The sequence below is a fragment of the Roseateles sp. genome (assembly GCF_047654805.1).
Classification (GTDB): Bacteria; Pseudomonadota; Gammaproteobacteria; order Burkholderiales; family Burkholderiaceae_C; genus Pelomonas.
In genome coordinates this window covers 279,197-296,370 of sequence record NZ_JASGIV010000001.1, presented here as the reverse complement: position 1 = coordinate 296,370, position 17,174 = coordinate 279,197, and the positions used below count along the sequence as shown (strand labels likewise).

Annotated in this window: 18 protein-coding genes and 1 tRNA gene; 7 read left to right on the top strand and 12 right to left on the bottom strand. The window is 66.9% G+C overall.

Going from position 1 to position 17,174, the window contains the following annotated elements:
• Window positions 1-87: 87 nt before the first annotated feature.
• Window positions 88-765: a PEP-CTERM sorting domain-containing protein gene (locus tag QM732_RS01385; RefSeq protein WP_415654427.1), complete on the top strand. Its 678-nt coding sequence runs from the start codon at window positions 88-90 to the stop codon at window positions 763-765.
• 64 nt (window positions 766-829) lie between these two features.
• Here the strand turns inward: QM732_RS01385 and QM732_RS01380 are convergent, their stop codons facing one another.
• Window positions 830-1,501 (bottom strand): histidine phosphatase family protein, encoded by a 672-nt coding sequence (locus QM732_RS01380; protein ID WP_415654426.1) that lies wholly within the window; start codon window positions 1,499-1,501, stop codon window positions 830-832.
• A gap of 20 nt (window positions 1,502-1,521) precedes the next feature.
• Here QM732_RS01380 and QM732_RS01375 point away from each other — a divergent pair, with 20 nt between their 5' ends.
• The 4 genes from QM732_RS01375 to QM732_RS01360 are packed head-to-tail and all read left to right on the top strand — an operon-like array spanning window position 1,522 to window position 4,408.
• Entirely contained in the window at window positions 1,522-1,998 is a 477-nt protein-coding gene (locus QM732_RS01375; protein ID WP_415654425.1) for a hypothetical protein, read from the top strand.
• 30 nt (window positions 1,999-2,028) lie between these two features.
• Window positions 2,029-2,481 (top strand): GNAT family N-acetyltransferase, encoded by a 453-nt coding sequence (locus QM732_RS01370; RefSeq protein WP_415654424.1) that lies wholly within the window; start codon window positions 2,029-2,031, stop codon window positions 2,479-2,481.
• Window positions 2,474-3,133 (top strand): alpha/beta hydrolase, encoded by a 660-nt coding sequence (locus QM732_RS01365; protein WP_415654423.1) that lies wholly within the window; start codon window positions 2,474-2,476, stop codon window positions 3,131-3,133. Before QM732_RS01370 ends, QM732_RS01365 begins: the two co-directional genes overlap by 8 nt.
• A gap of 57 nt (window positions 3,134-3,190) precedes the next feature.
• Window positions 3,191-4,408, top strand: a complete 1,218-nt coding sequence (locus tag QM732_RS01360; RefSeq protein WP_415654422.1) for a hypothetical protein — start codon at window positions 3,191-3,193, stop codon at window positions 4,406-4,408.
• Here the strand turns inward: QM732_RS01360 and QM732_RS01355 are convergent.
• Window positions 4,405-5,292: a LysR family transcriptional regulator gene (locus tag QM732_RS01355; protein WP_415654421.1), complete on the bottom strand. Its 888-nt coding sequence runs from the start codon at window positions 5,290-5,292 to the stop codon at window positions 4,405-4,407. The genes QM732_RS01360 and QM732_RS01355 overlap by 4 nt on opposite strands.
• Before the next feature lie 104 nt (window positions 5,293-5,396).
• On the opposite strand from QM732_RS01355, the gene QM732_RS01350 reads away from it, so the two are divergent.
• Window positions 5,397-6,284 (top strand): MBL fold metallo-hydrolase, encoded by an 888-nt coding sequence (locus QM732_RS01350; protein ID WP_415654420.1) that lies wholly within the window; start codon window positions 5,397-5,399, stop codon window positions 6,282-6,284.
• 4 nt (window positions 6,285-6,288) lie between these two features.
• Here QM732_RS01350 and QM732_RS01345 read toward each other — a convergent pair whose 3' ends face one another.
• The 6 genes from QM732_RS01345 to secA form a co-directional block, all read right to left on the bottom strand.
• Window positions 6,289-6,735 carry a GNAT family N-acetyltransferase gene (locus QM732_RS01345; RefSeq protein ID WP_415654419.1) on the bottom strand — a complete coding sequence of 149 codons (447 nt, stop codon included), beginning with the start codon at window positions 6,733-6,735 and terminating at the stop codon, window positions 6,289-6,291.
• On the bottom strand, window positions 6,732-8,861 hold the full coding sequence (locus QM732_RS01340; RefSeq protein ID WP_415654418.1) for a prolyl oligopeptidase family serine peptidase: 2,130 nt from the start codon (window positions 8,859-8,861) through the stop codon (window positions 6,732-6,734). Before QM732_RS01340 ends, QM732_RS01345 begins: the two co-directional genes overlap by 4 nt.
• 113 nt (window positions 8,862-8,974) lie before the next feature.
• The gene (gene argJ, locus QM732_RS01335) at window positions 8,975-10,204 is read right to left on the bottom strand and encodes a bifunctional glutamate N-acetyltransferase/amino-acid acetyltransferase ArgJ (protein ID WP_415654417.1); all 1,230 of its coding nucleotides are present in this window, start codon (window positions 10,202-10,204) and stop codon (window positions 8,975-8,977) included.
• Between the two features lie 88 nt (window positions 10,205-10,292).
• Window positions 10,293-10,979, bottom strand: coding sequence for a PEP-CTERM sorting domain-containing protein (locus tag QM732_RS01330; RefSeq protein WP_415654416.1), 687 nt, complete (start codon window positions 10,977-10,979; stop codon window positions 10,293-10,295).
• A gap of 26 nt (window positions 10,980-11,005) precedes the next feature.
• Window positions 11,006-11,500: a hypothetical protein gene (locus QM732_RS01325; RefSeq protein ID WP_415654415.1), complete on the bottom strand. Its 495-nt coding sequence runs from the start codon at window positions 11,498-11,500 to the stop codon at window positions 11,006-11,008.
• Between the two features lie 215 nt (window positions 11,501-11,715).
• Window positions 11,716-14,460 (bottom strand): preprotein translocase subunit SecA, encoded by a 2,745-nt coding sequence (secA, locus tag QM732_RS01320; RefSeq protein ID WP_415654414.1) that lies wholly within the window; start codon window positions 14,458-14,460, stop codon window positions 11,716-11,718.
• Between the two features lie 169 nt (window positions 14,461-14,629).
• Here secA and QM732_RS01315 point away from each other — a divergent pair, with 169 nt between their 5' ends.
• Window positions 14,630-14,968: a hypothetical protein gene (locus QM732_RS01315; protein WP_415654413.1), complete on the top strand. Its 339-nt coding sequence runs from the start codon at window positions 14,630-14,632 to the stop codon at window positions 14,966-14,968.
• Window positions 14,969-15,003: 35 nt separating this feature from the next.
• Here the strand turns inward: QM732_RS01315 and QM732_RS01310 are convergent.
• From QM732_RS01310 to QM732_RS01295, 4 genes are all read right to left on the bottom strand, one after another.
• A tRNA-Thr gene (locus tag QM732_RS01310) sits at window positions 15,004-15,079 on the bottom strand.
• A gap of 25 nt (window positions 15,080-15,104) precedes the next feature.
• Window positions 15,105-15,629 carry a ClpXP protease specificity-enhancing factor gene (locus tag QM732_RS01305; protein WP_415654412.1) on the bottom strand — a complete coding sequence of 175 codons (525 nt, stop codon included), beginning with the start codon at window positions 15,627-15,629 and terminating at the stop codon, window positions 15,105-15,107.
• Window positions 15,629-16,246 carry a glutathione S-transferase N-terminal domain-containing protein gene (locus QM732_RS01300; RefSeq protein ID WP_348013759.1) on the bottom strand — a complete coding sequence of 206 codons (618 nt, stop codon included), beginning with the start codon at window positions 16,244-16,246 and terminating at the stop codon, window positions 15,629-15,631. The genes QM732_RS01305 and QM732_RS01300 overlap by 1 nt, the downstream gene beginning before the upstream one ends.
• Before the next feature lie 138 nt (window positions 16,247-16,384).
• Window positions 16,385-17,155 carry a cytochrome c1 gene (locus tag QM732_RS01295; protein ID WP_415654411.1) on the bottom strand — a complete coding sequence of 257 codons (771 nt, stop codon included), beginning with the start codon at window positions 17,153-17,155 and terminating at the stop codon, window positions 16,385-16,387.
• Window positions 17,156-17,174: the final 19 nt, after the last annotated feature.

Here is a 17,174-nt window from a genome sequence, read left to right as displayed (position 1 = left end):
GTTCATAGAATCTCAAGGCAATCAATAAGTTACCAACTTGGACCGAATCTTGCTCATTTATGAGCACACAAGATCCTGGAGGTCCCCATGTTGCGTCAACTGCTCAAGGCCTGCGTGGCCACGGTCTCACTGTCGCTGGCCTGCGCGTCCGCACACGCGGACTATCAACTCACGTTCAACAACGTGACGTTCCAGTTCATCCAGACCGGCGCCAGTTCCTTCACGTTCAAGATTTCCAACCTGGACAACCGGTCGGGCAACTGGGCGACCGACACCAATCTGGGATTCCTCGGATTCAAGGACCTGGGGTCGCTGGCCGGCATCACCGGCGCCACGGTGACCAACATCCAGCCCGCGTCCAGCAGCGTCTGGACCTACTCGGCCAATGAGCTGAACGGCAACGGCTGCCTGGGCGGTGTCTCCGGCGGCATCTGCCTCGATGCCAATCCGGACATCCTGCTCGCCAACAACATGGAGTTCCAGATCAACCTGTTGGGCGCGACGCTGGCCATCGACCCCGGCACCGGCCCGCACCTGAAGATTGGCTTCACCTACTTCAACGAGAAGAAGGGCGTCCAGGAGATCGGCGGCGACCTGCTGTCGCAGAACATGCTCTTCGTACAGGGTTGCACCGTCAATTGCGGCGGTGGCGGTAGCGGCGGTGGCGGTGGTGGCTCCGTGCCGGAACCCGCATCGGTGGCACTGGCTGGCCTGGCCTTGCTGGCCGCCGGCCACGTGCGCAGGCAGCGCCGCCTGGGCGCCTGATCACTCGACACTCCCGACAGAACAGCCCGGTCTCCACTGGGCTGCCTGCTTTTCGGGGACCCCGCTAAGCGTGCGTCAGCAGGCCCCGAACCTCCGGAGCATCGAGGTGAGGCAAGGTGTTGAAGCTCACCAGGTGGTGGCGCTTCGGGTTGAACGCGAACTCGGTGATGGCCGAGTTGCGGATGCGCAGATTCAGCTCAACAAAGGTCTCCGGCGGGCACGCCAGCACCTGGCTGACGGCCGTCGCGATCGGCCCGCCACTGGACACGATGAGCACCTGCCGGCCAACGCCAACGGCTCTCACGCGATCCAGCGCGTCGGCGACACCGGCCGAGAAGTCGGCGTGCAGCGGCATGCCCGCCGGCCGGGTCTCGCCGCGCATCCAGGCCAGCAGGCCCTGGCGCAGCAGGCGAAAGTGCTGCTTGACGGCCTCTGCATCCGCTGGCGCACCCAGTGGTTCGGGATGGATGGCGCGTACGACGGCTTCGCTGTCGTACTCGTCGAGCCCGGGCAGCGCGACCGCAGGCAGCTCCTCGCCATAGCCCGCCACGATGCCCGCCAGCGACTGCGCATGCCGTCGCAGCGTGCCGGTGAAGACGGCATCGAAGCGCTGGCCGCGCTCGCGCCAGTAGGCGCCGAGGTGGCGGCACTGCTCATGGCCGCGTGGGCTGAGCTGGTCGTAGTCGGCCGCGCCGAAACTGGCTTGGCCATGGCGGACGAGATAGAGACTTCCCATGCACCGGATCATCACGGCTGATGATCCGGACGGGTGTCACGCCATTGACGGCCGCCCCGGTCGACCTAGCATCGACCAACTACCACGCGTCCGGCGACAAGCCTATGCACTCGAATCACATCATCGTCGCGGCCCTGGGCTGGGCATGCGCCACCGCCGCGATGGCCCAGCCACCGGCGACCGAGGGTGAGTGGCGGGCCAGCTACACGATAGGTGGCATGCAGCGGCAGGCCGAGGTGATCTTCAAGGGCGACGCCGGCACGTGGATGGCGTACAACCAGGCGGCACGGGATCGCACCAACCCCTGCACCGGCCGACGCATGCCCATGATCGTGGAAAGCCGCGAGGGTGGCAGGGTGCAGGTGCTGGTGCAGCGGTCGGCCGAGGTCGCCGGCTGCGCGGATTTCCGGCTGGAGTTGCGCGTCGCGGAGGGCCGCCTCGAGGGCGTGGGGCGCATGGCCGAGGGCGAGATGCCCGTCGTACTGACGAAAAAGTAGACACCCCGCGCGGCCGCGAGAATGGCGGCCATGACGCTTCGCATCGCCACGCGCGCCGACACCGCCGAAATCTGGCGCGTCCGCTACGCCGTCACCGAGAACACGCTGACGCCAGGCCGCATCTCGGATGCCGAGTTGCACGCCTATCTGGAAGACTACGGCCGCGGCTGGGTTGTCGAGCTGGCCCGCGCCCCGAACCTGAAGATCGCGGGCTTCGCCATCGGCGATGGCCGGGACGGCAACATCTGGGCGATGTTCGTGGATCCTGCCTGCCACGGCCAGGGCCATGGGCGCATGCTGCACGACGCGATGGTCGACTGGCTTTTCTCGACCGGCCTGCAGCGCCTGAGCCTGGGCACCCAGCCCGGCTCGCGCGCCGATGCCTTCTACCGCCGCGCCGGCTGGCGTCCGCTGCACATCGATGACCATGGCGAGCGCCGCTTCGAGCGCTTTGCCTCTGACTGGAAGCCCTCCCATGCTTGAAACCCACGTGATCGAGACCGGCCCCTCCCCTCGCACGACGCTGATCGTGCTGCATGGCCTGGGCGCCGACGGTTTCGACTTCGTGCCCATCTGCGCCGAGCTTGATTTGAGCCGCCTGGGTGCTGTGCGCTACGTCTTCCCTCACGCTCCCGAGCGCCCCGTCACGATCAACGGCGGCCACGTGATGCGCGCCTGGTACGACATCATCGGCACCGACCTCGTGCGCCGCGAGGACGAGGTCGGGTTGCGCGAGTCGCAGGCCGCCATCGCGGCGCTGATCGACAGCGAACGCCAGCGTGGCGTGGCGGCCGGGCGCATCGTTCTCGTCGGTTTCTCGCAGGGCTGCGCGATGGCCCTGATGACGGCTCTGCGCTATCCCGAGCGCCTGGGCGGCGTGGCAGGCCTGTCGGGCTATCTGCCGCTGGCCGCAACGACCGCAGCAGAGCGCTCGACCGCCAACGCCGACCTGCCCGTCTTCATGGCCCATGGCATGCAGGACCCGGTCGTCGCCCCCGCTCGCGGCACGGCCAGCCGCGATGCACTGCAGTCCCTGGGATACGCGGTGACGTGGCATGACTACCCCATGCCGCACTCGGTCTGCATGGAGGAGATCCGTGACCTGAACGCCTGGCTGCTCCAGCAACTGGGCTGACATGGTGCCCCTGATCCCGACGCTGCCGCCCGATAGGCTGGGTGAAGATCGATGAGCATGGAGCGCCTTGCTGAACAGATCGTCGCCTGGCACAACCGCCACCCCCTCGCGCGGCGCATCGCCGTGGGCGACGTGCATACCGTGGGCGCGGTGGCGCTGCCCTTCGTGCGCGCGTCCGCCGAGGGCGGCGGGCTGGTCGAGCCCGTCCTGACCGACGCCGTCACCTTCGATGAACTCTCGGCCGCACCGCGCCCGTCGCGCCTGGGCCTGTTGTGGCGGCGTCTGCGCGCCGTCCGGCTGCCGGGGCGCAAGCCGCGCACGCAATGGCGAGCCTTCAGCGAGAAGTTCCTTCCCGGCACCCGCCTCGCTCGCATCGAACGATTCGCGCTGGATCACGGCTTTGCCGAGTCGCCGCTGGACCCCGAGGCCGGCCCCTCACGCGTCGTCGTCGTCGACGAGCGACTGACGGCCGCCCACGGCGGCTGGCCCTTCGAGCTCTATCTGATGACGGCAGGCATCGACGTCGGCAGCAGCCGCACGCGCGTGCTCGCCGGCCGAGGCATCCCCTCGGAGATCATCGGCCGCCGGCTATGGGACCCGCGTCGCCTGGGAGCGGCGTCCGCGCTGCTGGTACTGCTGATCGCAGCCGGCGCCTGGATGCTATGGCCGCGCCATGCGGCCGAGCCCATCCCGGCGCCCGCCCCGGCGGCCTCGATGCCCGTCCCGGCCACAGCCGCCTCCGCCGAAGTGGCGCAGATGCCGCTCCCGCCAGCGTCAGAGCCCGCTTCCGTACCTTCGCCCACACCCGCGCCCGAACCGGAACCCGCCGCCAGCGAACCCGAGTCGGCGGCGCCACCGCTCGACATCCGCCCTCGCCTGGTTGAGCGCGCTGACGGCACGACGCGGCCACCGCTGCGTGCGAACAAACCGGTGGAGGAGCCTGCTGCCAAGGTGCCTGAGCAACCGGCTCCGACTGCCAGCAAGCCCGTGCCGACCGATCCGCGCCTGGCTGGCATGGCCAAGGCACCGGAGCAGGTCATCGTCGCGCTGGTCGGCCCGCCGGGCAGCAAGGCCGAGGCCGAGGCGTTGCTCAAGAAGATGCAGGCCGGCCTGGCGGGCGTGCACAGCAACCCGCAGGCGCTGCAGGGCGACGTCATCCAGACCCCGGAGGGCTGGCGCGCCACCGTCTGGCCCTTCCCGAGCCGCGAACAGGCCCAGCTCATCAACGCGACACTGGTAGCCCGCGGCCTGAAGACCAAGGCGGTGAACTTCTAGAGGCTGTTCTCGAAACGCTCGGCGAGGAAGTCCAGCAGCAGGCGCAGCGCTAGCGGCTGGTATTGCCGCGACAGGTAGACGCCATGGATGGCGTGGGCCTCGGGCTCGTAGCCGGGCAGCAGCCGTTGAAGCCGGCCGGCGCGCACGTCTTCGTCGATCAGATAGCTGGGCAGGATGGCGATGCCGGCACCGGCCAGCACGGCACGGTGCATGACGCTGGCATCATTGCTCTGCAGCACCGAGCGCACCGGCACGCGCAGCCATCGGCCCTGGTGCTGCAGCGCATAGTCGTTGCGGTTGACGTAGGCATGAGTGACGCAGCGGTGCTGGCGCAAGTCCTCGTGCGTCGCCAAAGGCGCGGCGCCCGCCAGGTAGGCAGGAGCCGCGCACAGCACCGAGCCGAAGCGCCCCAATGGCCGCGCGACGAGGTTGGGATCGAGCTGGTTGCTGATGCGCACGGCAAGGTCAATGCGCTCCTCCACCAGGTTCACCGCGCGCTCCAGCACGACCAGTTCGACCTCGCAGTCTGGGTAGCAAGCCAGGAATGCCGTCAGCGCCGCTGCGAGCCGCGCCTGGGCCAGTGAGGCGCTGGCCGTCACCCGCAGCCGGCCGCGCGGCACCAGGCGCTGCTCGCCGGCCGCGGCCTCGGCCTCGCGAGCCAGTTCGAGCATCTGCCGGCAGCGCTGGAGCGCCCCGCTCCCCGCTTCGGTCAAGCTGACGCGCCGTGTCGTGCGCTGCAGCAGCCGGGCACCCAGCCACTGCTCCACGCTCTCAAGATAGCGAGACACCATGGCCCGGGACATCTCAAGCACGTCGGCCGCCTGGGTCAGGCTGCCCCGCTCGGCCACCTCGACAAAGACTCTCATCGCAGTCAGCCGGTCCATTATTTGATCGATTCAGTTGACAAACAATCGACTGTATCGCCGTTTATCTATCGAATTTGCACCAATAAAGTGGCGACATTGCCAGCCACCCATCAGGATTCGTTATGCCCTTCTTCAAGACCCTGCGCCGCTTCGCCCTGCCTCTGGCGGCCCTCACGGTGAACATCGCAGATGCCGGTGCGCAGGTCGCGCCCCCGCTGAGCCTGCAGGTCTACAACGCCGACGCCGGCAGCTTCCACGTCAATGCGGTGCTGGTGAGCGGCAAGACCGATGCCGTGCTGCTGGACACAGGCTTCACCCGCGCCGACGCACTGCGTATCGCCGGCATGGTGCTGGACAGCAAGAAGACGCTCACGACCATCTACATCAGCCAGGCGGACCCTGACTTCTATTTCGGCGCCGGGCTGCTGAAGCAGTTCTTCCCGAAGGCACGCATCGTCGCGACAGCGCCGACGCTGAAGAAGATCGAAGCCACGCTGCCGGCCAAGCTTCAATTCTGGGGTCCGCGGCTGGGCGCCAACGCGCCCCTAGAAGTGCCGCTGCCCGAAGCCCTGACGGCGCCAGTCATCGACCTCGAGGGCGAAAAGCTGGAAATCCGCGGCCTGGATGACGGTTTGCCGGGGCGCAGCTATGTATGGATTCCGTCCCTGCGCACGATTGCTGGCGGCGTGAACGTGTTCGCCGGCCTGCACGTATGGACGGCCGATACGCAGACCGCGCCCGAACGCGCCGAATGGCAGCGCAAGCTCCGTGCGATGGCCGCGCTGCAGCCTCAGCGCATCATCCCAGGCCACAGCAACGCGGGCGCGCCGCAGGATTCGACGCAACTGCGCTGGACGCAGGACTACCTGACCCGCTTCGAGACGGAACTGTCCAAGGCCAGCAACAGCGCCGCGCTGATCAGCGCCATGCAGCAGGCCTACCCGGACGCCGCGCTGGGCATCGCGCTGGACATCGGCGCCAAGGTCAACAAGGGCGAAATGAAGTGGTGAGGCCTCAGCCGGCAGCGCGGCGGATGACGAAGGCGCGCTTGTCGCTGCCATCGAAGCCGCAGCGCTCGTAGAAGGCCCAGACGGCCGGGTCCTTGCGGCTGGTGCTCAGAACCACCTTGTAGCAGCCGGCGGTCCATGCCTCACCCGTCGCATGGCGGATGAGCGCCTGGCCATGGCCGCGGCCACGGTGCTCGGCATGGGTCACGACGTTCTCGATGACGCCATAGCTTGAGCCGCCACGCGTGAGGTTGGGAATGACGGCGAGGTTGCAGCTGGCGATGAGCCGCCCATCGCCGAACAACCCGAAGTGGCGCAGGCCAGGATGGGAGAACACGGCGCGCACTGCTTGCGGCGAAGGCCGCGCGTCGCCGACATTCAGATGCTGGTAGAGATCCAGCAGGGCGTCGACATCGTCGACGCCCAGGTCGCGTAGCGCGCCCCCTGCTGTCACTTGACGTCCAGCTTCATCGTGTTGGCAATGAAGGCAAGGATGTCGCTGCGCTCCTCGATGATCTTCGAGGTGGGCTTGCCGGCACCGTGGCCGGCATTGGTCTCGATGCGGATCAGCTTGGGCGCCGGACCGGTGTCGGCCGCCTGCAGCGTGGCGGCGTACTTGAAGCTGTGCGCCGGCACGACGCGGTCGTCATGGTCGCCAGTGGTGACCAGCACGGCCGGGTACTTGGCACCACTCCTGACGTTGTGCAACGGCGAGTAGGCATACAGCGCCTTGAACATCTCGGGGCTGTCCTTGGCCGTGCCGTAGTCGGTGGCCCAGGCCCAGCCGATGGTGAAGTTCTGATAGCGCAGCATGTCCATCACGCCGACCTGCGGCACGGCTGCGGCGAACAGCTCCGGGCGCTGGTTGGCGACGGCTCCCACCAGCAGGCCGCCGTTGGAGCCGCCGTTGATGGCCAGGGTCGCGGGGCTGGCAACCTTGTTCTTCACCAGCCACTCGCCGGCTGCGATGAAGTCGTCGAAGACGTTCTGCTTGCGCAGCTTGGTTCCAGCCTCGTGCCAGGCCGAGCCGTACTCGCCGCCGCCGCGGATGGAGGCGCTGACGTAGACGCCGCCCATACGCATCCAGGTGGCGGCCGTGATGTTGTAGGCCGGCGTGATGGAGATGTCGAAGCCGCCGTAGCCATACAGCAGCGTGGGATTGGTGCCGTCGAGCTTCATGCCCTTCTTCGCGGCGATGAAGATGGGAAAGCGCGTACCGTCCTTGCTCGTGACGAACTCGCGGCGCGTCTCGAACTCGTCTGCGTTGAATGCGGTCTTGGGCTTCTTGAACGGCTCGATCCCGCCGGTCGCGACGTCGTAGCGAAGGATCTCGGCCGGCGTCGTCAGGCTCGTGTAGCTGAAGAAGGTTTCGTTGCTGTTCCAGCGGCCACCGAAGCCACCGGCCGTGCCGATGCCTGGCAGCGCCACCTCCGACAGCGGCTTGCCGTCGGCTGCATGCACCCGCACCAGCGTCGCAGCGTCGTGCAGGTAGCTCAGCAAGTAGCGGCCGCCCACGGCCGAGGCGGCCGTCATCGCGTCAGGGCCTTCGGCCACCAGCGTCTTCCAGCCGGCCGGCGCGGGGTTCTTCAGATCGATGGCGACCAGCTTGCCGCGCGGCGCATCCTTGTCGGTCTTGACGATGAGCTTGCCACCGATCACGTTGACCGGCGCGTACTGCGCGTCGAAGCCCAGCGCGATGGGCTGGGGCTTGCCGCCGGCGAAGCTCCCCTTGGGCAAGGGCAGCACCATGAGGCCGTTCTTGCTGCCGGCGCTCTTCCACACGCTGATGACGAGCAGTTCACCGTCGTCGGACACCTCCGCGCCAAAGCCCCATTCCTTGTCGTCGCGGTTCTCCGCGACGAGCTGGTCCTCGCCTTGCGGCGTGCCGAGACGGTGGTAGTAGAGCTTCTGGAAATAGTTCGCGCCGGTCAGCTTCTCGCCTTCCTTGGGCGCGTCGTAGCGGGCGTAGAAGAAGCCCTTGCCATCGGCCGTCCAGCTGGCGCCGCTGAACTTGACCCAGTCGATCTTGTCGGCCAGGTCCTGGCCGGTGGCGAGGTCGCGCACCTTCCAGACCTGCCAGTCCGAGCCTGCGCCAGCGACGCCGTAGGCCAGCAGCTTGCCGTCGCGTGAGGGCACGACGCCGGTCAGCGCGACGGTGCCATCCTTGCTCATCGCATTCGGATCCAGCGCGACCTGCGGGGTGTCCTTCAGCGACTTGGCCCAGTAGAAGACGTTCTGCTGCTGCAGGCCGTCGTTGCGGCTCCAGAAGTAGCGCCCACCTTCCTGGAAGGGGATTCCGAAGCGCTCGAAGTTGTAGAGCTCGGTGTAGATACGCCGTGCCGGCAGGCGCTGTGGCATCGCCTCGAGGAACTTGTCCGTGACCTTGTTCTGCTCGACGACCCAGGCCTTGGTCTCGGCGCTGTTGTCGTCCTCCAGCCAGCGGTAGGGGTCGGCCACCGAAGTGCCGTGGTAGGCGTCGGTCTGCTCGACCTTGCGTGCAACAGGGTAAGTCATAGTCTGAGCTTGGACGCCAGTGGCGAGCACGGCGGCCAGGGCAATGGCGGACAGGGTGAGCTTCATCAGGCAAGGTCCTGGATTCGGAGAAGCGACGATTTTCGGCGCGGCTGCTGGGGCTGGCCGATGGTCATGCGATGTAACCCCTGACAGCACAAACCCGCAGGGGCGGCGCCGGATCAGCTCCGGTAATCGGCGTTGATGCTGACGTAGTCGTGGCTGAGGTCGCACGTCCAGACGGTCGCGCTGGCGCCGCCACGGTTCAGGCCCACGCGGATCGTGATCTCGCTTTGCTTCATGACGCGCTGGCCATCCGCTTCGCTGTACTCCGGCCGGCGGCCGCCCCGGGTGACGACGTGCACGTCATCCAGGTGCAGGTCGATGAGCCCCTGGTCGAGGTCCGTGATGCCAGCGTAGCCGACCGCCGCCAGGATGCGCCCCAGGTTCGGGTCGCTGGCAAAGAAGGCCGTCTTGACCAGCGGGGAATGCGCGATGGCGTAGGCAGCGAGCTTGCACTCGGCCTCGTCGCGCCCACCCTCGACGGTGATGGCGATGAACTTGGTGGCGCCCTCGCCGTCGCGCACGATGGCCTGGGCCAGTTCCTGAGCCAGCGACACCAGCGCATCGCGCAGTGCCTTGCCCTCGGCGCTGTCCAGCGACGAGATCTCCGCATGGGCCGCCTTGCGGCTGGCGATCAGCATGAAGCAGTCGTTGGTGGACGTGTCGCCGTCGATGGTGATGCGGTTGAAGGACGCATCGGCGGCCTCCTTGACCAGCGGCTGCAGCAGGGCGGGCGCAATGTTGGCGTCGGTAGCGACGAAGCCCAGCATGGTGGCCATGTTGGGGCGGATCATCCCGGCGCCCTTGGAGATACCGGACAACGTGACGGGCACGCCGCCGATCGTGATGCGGCGCGACGCCGCCTTGGGCAGCGTGTCCGTCGTCATGATGCCAGCGGCCGCCTCGGCCCAGTTGTCGGCCTTCAGCGCAGCCAGGGCAGCGGGCAGGCCGGCGGCAATGCGATCCACCGGCAGCGTCTCCATGATGACCCCGGTGGAGAACGGCAGCACCTGCTCCGGCGCGCAACCGAGCAGGCTGGCCAGGGCCTTGCAGGTCTCGCGGGCGCGGGCCAGGCCGTCGGCTCCGGTGCCGGCGTTGGCATTGCCCGTGTTGATGAGCAGCGCACGGATGGCCGAGCCGCCGGCCAGATGTTCGCGGCAGACCTGCACGGGGGCCGCGCAGAAGCGATTGGTCGTAAACACGCCGGCGACGGCCGCACCGTCATCGAGGGCGATGACGCTGAGGTCGCGCCGGTTGGCCTTGCGCACGCCGGCCATCGTCACGCCAAGGCGCACGCCCGGCACGGGCAACAGGGTGGCGGGATCGGGGGCGGAGAGATTGACGGGCATGACGCGCTCAGTGAGATTGGGGAATGCGCGCGGATTGTAGAAACGCAAAAGGCTCCCGAAGGAGCCTTTCATGCGCAGCAAGGTGCGATCAGCGCGGCAGACGGCGGCGAGCCACCAGGCCGACGATGCCCAGGCCGGCCAACAGCATCGCGTAGCTCTCGGGCTCGGGCACGGCTGCCAGCGGCGTGGCGACCACCAGATCCTGCAGGCTGCCGTGGGTCAGCTTGGTCAGCGAGTACAGGGCCGGGCCTTCGTAGGCCAAGGCCTGGGACAGGAAGGAGTTGGCTTGCGTGGACACCGCCAGGCTGGTGGCATCGCTGCCGAGCACCTTGAAGCTGCCGCCGCTGACACTGAAGGTGTTGCCGGTCTCGAGCATCAGCTCCCACACGGCGAGCTGGAACGCAGCCTTGTCGTCATGCGTGGTCAGCCCGGCATAGGAGGTGGAGAACAGGGCCTGCAGATGCTGGGCCTGCTCGCCGGTGAAGCTCTCCACGGCGTAGGTCTGGTTGCGCAGCGCGCGGCCGTTGCCCTCGCTGGGCTGGATGCAGTACGCGGTGAAGCTTTCGCCCGTCGCGGTGTAGACGTAGTTGAGCGCCGTCGTGGCGTAGTTGCTGGTGAGCGGGACGCTGCTGGACACCGTGGTGTCCAGCGTGCTCAGCTTGATGCCCGACGTGTCCGTGCCCTGCCAGGTGATGTCGACGGTGCCGACGGCGAAGGCGGCCTGGGATGCCAGGGCGCCCGCGGCGAAGAGGCTTGCAACAACGAGTTTCTTCATTTCGATGATCCGGTTCTGTGAGAGGCTCAGGCCTTGCGGCGGCGGACGCTGGCCAGGCCGGCGCCAGCCAGTGCCAGGACGGCAAGCGCGGCGCTGGCCGGCTCGGGCAGCTCCAGGTCGACGCTGTAGCCGTGACCGGCCTTGTCGTAGTAGCTGGTACCCACCACTTCGAGCTGCCACTGGCCGGCGCCGAGCAGCGTCGGGGTCAGCGCCCAGCTCTCGAAACCGGTGTCAGCGACGTTCCAGTCGACGGCGAGGGTCTGGATCCAGTCGGTCTCGGAGCCCACCTGGCGCAGGGTGACCGAGCGGATGTCGATGGCCGGCACGCCATTGAGCAGGGATCCCGTGCCCAGCAGGCCACTCAGCCATGTGCTGCCGTCCAGGTCCAGGGTGTAGACGTCCGTGAAGTCGGTGCCGAAGCCCGTCAGATCCTGATGACCGTAATTGCTGAAGTTGAGCGGGGCTGCCGACGCACTGGTGGCCAGCGCGAGTGCTGCTACGGCTGCAAACAGGGCTTTCATGACGATCTTTCTGAGATTTCCATCGGGTAACCCCCAGGTTTGGGGGCCATCTGGGACTGCACTCTAGGGGGGCGAGCCTCCGGCGAGCACCCCCCATGCGCGTGGCCCAGGGGTCAGTTCGTGCGCAAACTCACGTCTAACCCCCTGGATGGGCGGGGGTGCTCCATGAAAAACGGGCCGGCAAGCCGGCCCGTGAGGCACTCGCGACAGCCGGATCAGGCCAGCTTGCCGTGGCAGAGCTTGAACTTCTTGCCGCTGCCGCAGGGGCAGGGGTCGTTGCGGCCGACATGGCCGTACTGCTGCAGCAGCGTCGCCGGATCGACTTCCTGGCTGACCGAGCCGTCCTCGTTGGGGTGCTGGTAGGTCACGTTGGACACGGCCTCGGCACGGCGCTCGATGGCTTCCGCGGCGCGGTCGGCCTCCTCCTGGCTCTGGATGCGCACGTTCAGCAGCGTGCGGGTGACCTCCATCTTCACGAGGTCCAGCAGCTGAGAGAACAGCTCGAAAGCTTCGCGCTTGTACTCCTGCTTGGGGTTCTTCTGGGCGTAGCCGCGCAGGTGGATGCCCTGGCGCAGGTAGTCCAGCGCCGCGAGGTGCTCGCGCCAGCGCTGGTCGATGCTTTGCAGCAGCACCATGCGCATGAAGGGATTGAACTGCTCGATGCCGACACGGTCCAGCTTGCTCTGGAACTGCTCGTCGCCCGCCTTGACGACGGCCTCGACGATTTCCTCGTCATTGATGGAGTCGCTTTTCTTGACCAGCTCGGCCAGCGAAAGCTCGATCTGCCACTCGCCCTTGAGCACCTGCTCCAGGCCTGGCAGGTCCCACTGTTCTTCCAGGCTTTCAGCCGGCACGAACGTGCGCACGACGTCGGTCAGCGTCGATTCGCGCAGCGACGCGATCTGTGCGATGAGGGTCTCGGCCTCGAGGATGTCGTTGCGCTGCTGGTAGATGACCTTGCGCTGGTCGTTGGAGACGTCGTCGTACTCCAGCAGCTGCTTGCGGATGTCGAAGTTGCGGGCCTCGACCTTGCGCTGGGCGCCTTCGATGCTGCGCGTGACGATGCCTGCCTCGATGGCCTCGCCTTCGGGCATCTTGAGCCGGTCCATGATGGCGCGCACGCGCTCGCCGGCGAAGATGCGCATCAGCTGGTCGTCCAGCGACAGGTAGAAGCGCGAGGAGCCCGGGTCGCCCTGGCGGCCGGCACGGCCGCGCAGCTGGTTGTCGATGCGGCGGCTTTCGTGGCGCTCGGTCGCAATGATGCGCAGGCCGCCCTCGGCGCGCACCTTGTCGTGCAGGCCCTGCCACTCGTCCTTGAGCTGCTGGATGCGGCGCGCCTTCTCGTCGGCGGGGATGGCCTCGTCAGCCTCGATGAACTGGATCTGCTTCTCGACGTTGCCACCCAGCACGATGTCCGTGCCGCGGCCGGCCATGTTGGTCGCGATGGTGATGACACCCGGCCGGCCGGCCTGCGCGACGATCTCGGCTTCCTTGGCGTGCTGCTTGGCGTTCAGCACGTTGTGCGGCAGCTTGGCCGCCTGCAACAGCTTCGAGATCAGCTCCGAGTTCTCGATGGACGTCGTGCCCACCAGCACCGGCTGGCCGCGCTCATGGCAGGCGCGGATGTCCTCGATGACGGCGTTGTACTTTTCCTTGTCGGTCTTGTAGACCAGGTCCAGCTCGTCCTTGCGGATGGTCGGGCGGTTCGGCGGGATGACGACCGTTTCCAGGCCGTAGATTTCCTGGAACTCGTAGGCCTCGGTGTCAGCCGTGCCCGTCATGCCGGACAGCTTGCCGTACATGCGGAAGTAGTTCTGGAAGGTGATGGAGGCCAGCGTCTGGTTCTCAGCCTGAATGGCCACGCCCTCCTTGGCCTCGACGGCCTGGTGCAGGCCATCGCTCCAGCGTCGGCCCGACATCAGGCGGCCGGTGAACTCGTCGACGATGATGACCTCGCCGTTCTGCACGACGTAGCTCTGGTCCTTGTGATAGACGTGATGGGCCCGCAGCGCTGCATTCAGGTGATGCATCAGCGTGATGTTGGCCGCGTCGTACAGGCTGGCGCCCTCGGGGATCAGGCCTGCCTGGGTCAGCAGGCGCTCGGCCACCTCGTGGCCATCCTCGGTCAGGTGGATCTGGTGCGACTTCTCGTCCACCGTAAAGTCGCCCGGCTCGATGACGCCCTCGCCGGTGCGCGGATCCAACTCACCGATCTGCTTTTTCAGCTGCGGCACGACGGCGTTGATGCGCAGGTAGACATCGGTGTGGTCGTCAGCCTGGCCAGAGATGATCAGCGGCGTGCGCGCCTCGTCGATGAGGATGGAGTCCACCTCGTCGACGATGGCGTAGGACAGGCCGCGCTGCACGCGGTCGGCCGTCTCGTAGACCATGTTGTCGCGCAGATAGTCGAAGCCGTACTCGTTGTTGGTGCCGTAGGTGACGTCGGCGGCGTAGGCGGCCTGCTTCTCCTCCCGCGGCATGTTGGGCAGGTTGATGCCCACCGACAGGCCGAGGAAGTTGTAGAGCTTGCCCATCCACTCGGCGTCACGCCGCGCCAGATAGTCGTTCACCGTGACGACATGAACGCCCTTGCCGGTCAGCGCATTCAGGTAGACGGGCAGCGTCGCCATCAACGTCTTGCCTTCACCGGTGCGCATTTCGGCCACCTTGCCGGCATTCAGCACCATGCCGCCGATCAGCTGCACGTCGAAGTGGCGCATCTTCAGCGCACGCTTGCTGCCTTCGCGGCAGACGGCGAAGGCCTCGGGCAGGATGTCGTCCACCGTCGCGCCATCGGCGATGCGCTGCTTGAACTCTGCCGTCTGGGCGCGCAGTTCGTCGTCGCTGAGCGCCTCGTACTTCGGCTCCAGCGCGTTGATCTGCTGCACGGTGCGGCGGTACTGCTTGAGCAGACGCTCGTTGCGGCTACCGAAAATCGAGGTGAGAAGCTTGGGCAACATGCTGCGAAATAGAGTGCTGGCTGGCGTGGGCGGGGCCGGCCGGGCCGGTAGAAGGCGCGAATCTGGGGGCGTGGCGAAGCAATGCAAGGCGGGCTTGCCTGGCCGCGCAAAACGGCGCAGTTTAGCAGTGGGCCATGGCCGGAGCCGGCCGCCTCACTACACTGCGGCCATGTCCTCAGCGCCCCGCTACCTGGCCCCCAAGCGCGTGCGCGCCTCCGTGCCGTCGCCCACGCCGGTGGCGCAAGCCTTGCGCGCCCATGAGGGCCTGAACCAGCTCAGTGCGCGCCTTGAGGCCTCGCGGCGACGGCTGCGCGTCATCGCGCCCGCCCTGCCGGGCAATCTACTGGCGAGCATCCAGCCCGGGCCGCTCGACGAGGATGGCTGGAGCCTGCTGGTCGCCAATGCGGCCGTGGCCGCCAAGCTGCGGCACCTGCTGCCCCGGCTTGAAGCCTTGCTGGCGCAGGCCGGATTGGCCAGCCGCATCCGCGTCAAGCTGGCCCAGAAATGAGAAACCCACTGCCGCGAGGCAGTGGGTTCTCTTTTTGGTGCCGGCTATCGGATTCGAACTGATGACCTACCGCTTACAAGGCGGTTGCTCTACCAACTGAGCTAAGCCGGCGAAAACAGGATGCGATTGTAGGCGGTCACTTCACCCGTTTCAGCGAAGGCCGCGGGCCGCCACTGGGTGCGTCCGGCGGTGGCGGAGCGTCGTCGCCCTCGTCGTCGCTGGCTTCGCTCGCCAGGCGCAGGCCGCTGCGGCGCGGCTCCTGCGGAGCAGGGCCGGCGGGCTGCGGAGCTGCGCCTGTCGCAGCGCCTTCCGCCAGCGGCTCCGGCGCCGGAAAGGCCATGCCCTGCCCGTTCTCGCGAGCGTAGATCGCCACGACATGGTCCACCGGCACGATGATCTCGCGCGCGACACCGCCGAAGCGGGCCTTGAACTGGATGAAGTCGTTGCCGAGGTCCAGCCCGCTGGTCGCGTCGAAGCCGATGTTGAGCACGATCTCGTGGTTGGACACGTACTCCATCGGCACCTGCACCGAGCGGTCGACGTGGACCGCGATGTAGGGCGTGAAGCCGTTGTCCGTACACCAGTCGTGCAGCGCTCGGATCAGGTAGGGGCGGGTGGACGTACCCCCACCTGCGCCACCGGAAGCGGGGGTCTGTTCCATCAGCGGCGCATGACCTTCTCGGACGGCGTCAGCGCCTCGATATAGGCCGGACGGCTGAAGATGCGCTCGGCGTACTTCAGCAGCGGCAGCGCGTTCTTGGACATGTCGATGCCGTAGTAGTCCAGACGCCACAGCAACGGGGCGATGGCCACGTCGAGCATCGAGAAGTCGTCGCCCAGCATGTACTTGTTCTTCAGGAAGATCGGCGCGAGCTGGGTCAGGCGGTCGCGGATCTGCGAACGAGCCTTCTCGAGCTGCTTGTCCGTTGCCTTGGTGGTCGTGCCGCGGCCTTCGAGGACGTTCACGTGCGCGAACAGCTCCTTCTCGAAGTTCAGCAGGAACAGGCGCACGCGGGCACGGGCGACCGGGTCGCCGGGCATCAGCTGCGGATGCGGGAAGCGCTCGTCGATGTACTCGTTGATGATGTGCGATTCGTACAGGATGAGGTCGCGCTCGACGAGGATGGGCACCTCGTTGTACGGGTTCATCAGTGCGATGTCTTCAGGCTTCGCGAACAGGTCAACGTCGCGGATCTCGAAGTCCATGCCTTTCTCGAACAGCACAAAACGGCAGCGGTGCGAGTAGGGGTCGGTGGTACCGGAGTAGAGGACCATCATGGCTTGGGCTCCCGAGGGGTCAGTCAATCAAAACACGCGGCGGGCCGCCGCGCAAAAAGCAAACGCAGTGGGTGGCTGAATGCCTTCCCCACTGCGTGTTTCGGCACTGCCTGGTGGGCAGCACCGGGACTTGCACGTTTACTTCACGTCTTTCCAGTAGGCAGCGTTCAGACGCCATGCAAACACGGTCAGGAAGCCGAGGAAGATCAGCACGAGAACGCCCAACTGGAAGCGCTGGCCCTGGGCCGGCTCGCCCATCCACTGAAGATAGGCGACCAGATCGGCCACAGCCTCGTCGTACTGGCGCTCGTTCAGCGAGCCGGGCGTCAGCTGTTGGTAGCCGGCGAAAACGTGGGCTTTCTTCTCGGGGTCGTGGGGGTCCGCGACCTCCTCGAACTTGGCGGCACGCTGGCCCTGCAGCTCCCACATCACATGCGGCATCGCGACGCTGGGGAAGGCCAGGTTGTTCCAACCCGTGGCCTTGGTGTCGTCGCGGTAGAAGTTCCGCATGTAGGTGTACAGGTAGTCCGCACCCGAGCCCTTGGCGCCGTCGGCGCGCGAGCGGGCGATGACGGTCAGGTCGGGCGGGTTGGCGCCGAAAAAGGCCTTGGCGTCCTTCGCATCCAGGCTGACCTTCATCGTTTCGCCGACCTTGTCGGCCGCGAACAGCAGGTTGTTCTTGATGTCGGCCTCGGACAGCCCGATGTCGCGCATGCGGTTGTAGCGCATGTAGGCGGCCGAGTGGCAGTTCAGGCAGTAGTTGACGAACAGCTTGGCGCCATGCTGCAGCGCGGCCATGTCCGACATCTTCTCCTTGGGGAACTTGTCCCATTCAATGCCGCCGCTGGATGCGTGGGCGGCACCGGCCAGGCTCAGCGAAGCCAGCAGAATGGCAATCAGCTTTTTCATTTGAGTTCTTGCTCCGCGG

What these genes read in the sequence shown, in the direction of transcription:
- QM732_RS01380 (WP_415654426.1), bottom strand. Translation starts at nt 1,501, where the DNA reads ATGGGAAGTCTCTATCTCGTCCGCCATGGCCAAGCCAGTTTCGGCGCG.
- QM732_RS01330 (WP_415654416.1), bottom strand. Translation starts at nt 10,979, where the DNA reads ATGAAGAAACTCGTTGTTGCAAGCCTCTTCGCCGCGGGCGCCCTGGCA.
- QM732_RS01315 (WP_415654413.1), top strand. Translation starts at nt 14,630, where the DNA reads ATGTCCTCAGCGCCCCGCTACCTGGCCCCCAAGCGCGTGCGCGCCTCC.
- QM732_RS01300 (WP_348013759.1), bottom strand. Translation starts at nt 16,246, where the DNA reads ATGATGGTCCTCTACTCCGGTACCACCGACCCCTACTCGCACCGCTGC.
- QM732_RS01295 (WP_415654411.1), bottom strand. Translation starts at nt 17,155, where the DNA reads ATGAAAAAGCTGATTGCCATTCTGCTGGCTTCGCTGAGCCTGGCCGGT.
- QM732_RS01325 (WP_415654415.1), bottom strand. Translation starts at nt 11,500, where the DNA reads ATGAAAGCCCTGTTTGCAGCCGTAGCAGCACTCGCGCTGGCCACCAGT.
- QM732_RS01305 (WP_415654412.1), bottom strand. Translation starts at nt 15,629, where the DNA reads ATGGAACAGACCCCCGCTTCCGGTGGCGCAGGTGGGGGTACGTCCACC.
- QM732_RS01355 (WP_415654421.1), bottom strand. Translation starts at nt 5,292, where the DNA reads ATGGACCGGCTGACTGCGATGAGAGTCTTTGTCGAGGTGGCCGAGCGG.
- QM732_RS01370 (WP_415654424.1), top strand. Translation starts at nt 2,029, where the DNA reads ATGACGCTTCGCATCGCCACGCGCGCCGACACCGCCGAAATCTGGCGC.
- QM732_RS01340 (WP_415654418.1), bottom strand. Translation starts at nt 8,861, where the DNA reads ATGAAGCTCACCCTGTCCGCCATTGCCCTGGCCGCCGTGCTCGCCACT.
- QM732_RS01360 (WP_415654422.1), top strand. Translation starts at nt 3,191, where the DNA reads ATGGAGCGCCTTGCTGAACAGATCGTCGCCTGGCACAACCGCCACCCC.
- QM732_RS01350 (WP_415654420.1), top strand. Translation starts at nt 5,397, where the DNA reads ATGCCCTTCTTCAAGACCCTGCGCCGCTTCGCCCTGCCTCTGGCGGCC.
- QM732_RS01365 (WP_415654423.1), top strand. Translation starts at nt 2,474, where the DNA reads ATGCTTGAAACCCACGTGATCGAGACCGGCCCCTCCCCTCGCACGACG.
- QM732_RS01375 (WP_415654425.1), top strand. Translation starts at nt 1,522, where the DNA reads ATGATCCGGACGGGTGTCACGCCATTGACGGCCGCCCCGGTCGACCTA.
- secA (WP_415654414.1), bottom strand. Translation starts at nt 14,460, where the DNA reads ATGTTGCCCAAGCTTCTCACCTCGATTTTCGGTAGCCGCAACGAGCGT.
- QM732_RS01385 (WP_415654427.1), top strand. Translation starts at nt 88, where the DNA reads ATGTTGCGTCAACTGCTCAAGGCCTGCGTGGCCACGGTCTCACTGTCG.
- argJ (WP_415654417.1), bottom strand. Translation starts at nt 10,204, where the DNA reads ATGCCCGTCAATCTCTCCGCCCCCGATCCCGCCACCCTGTTGCCCGTG.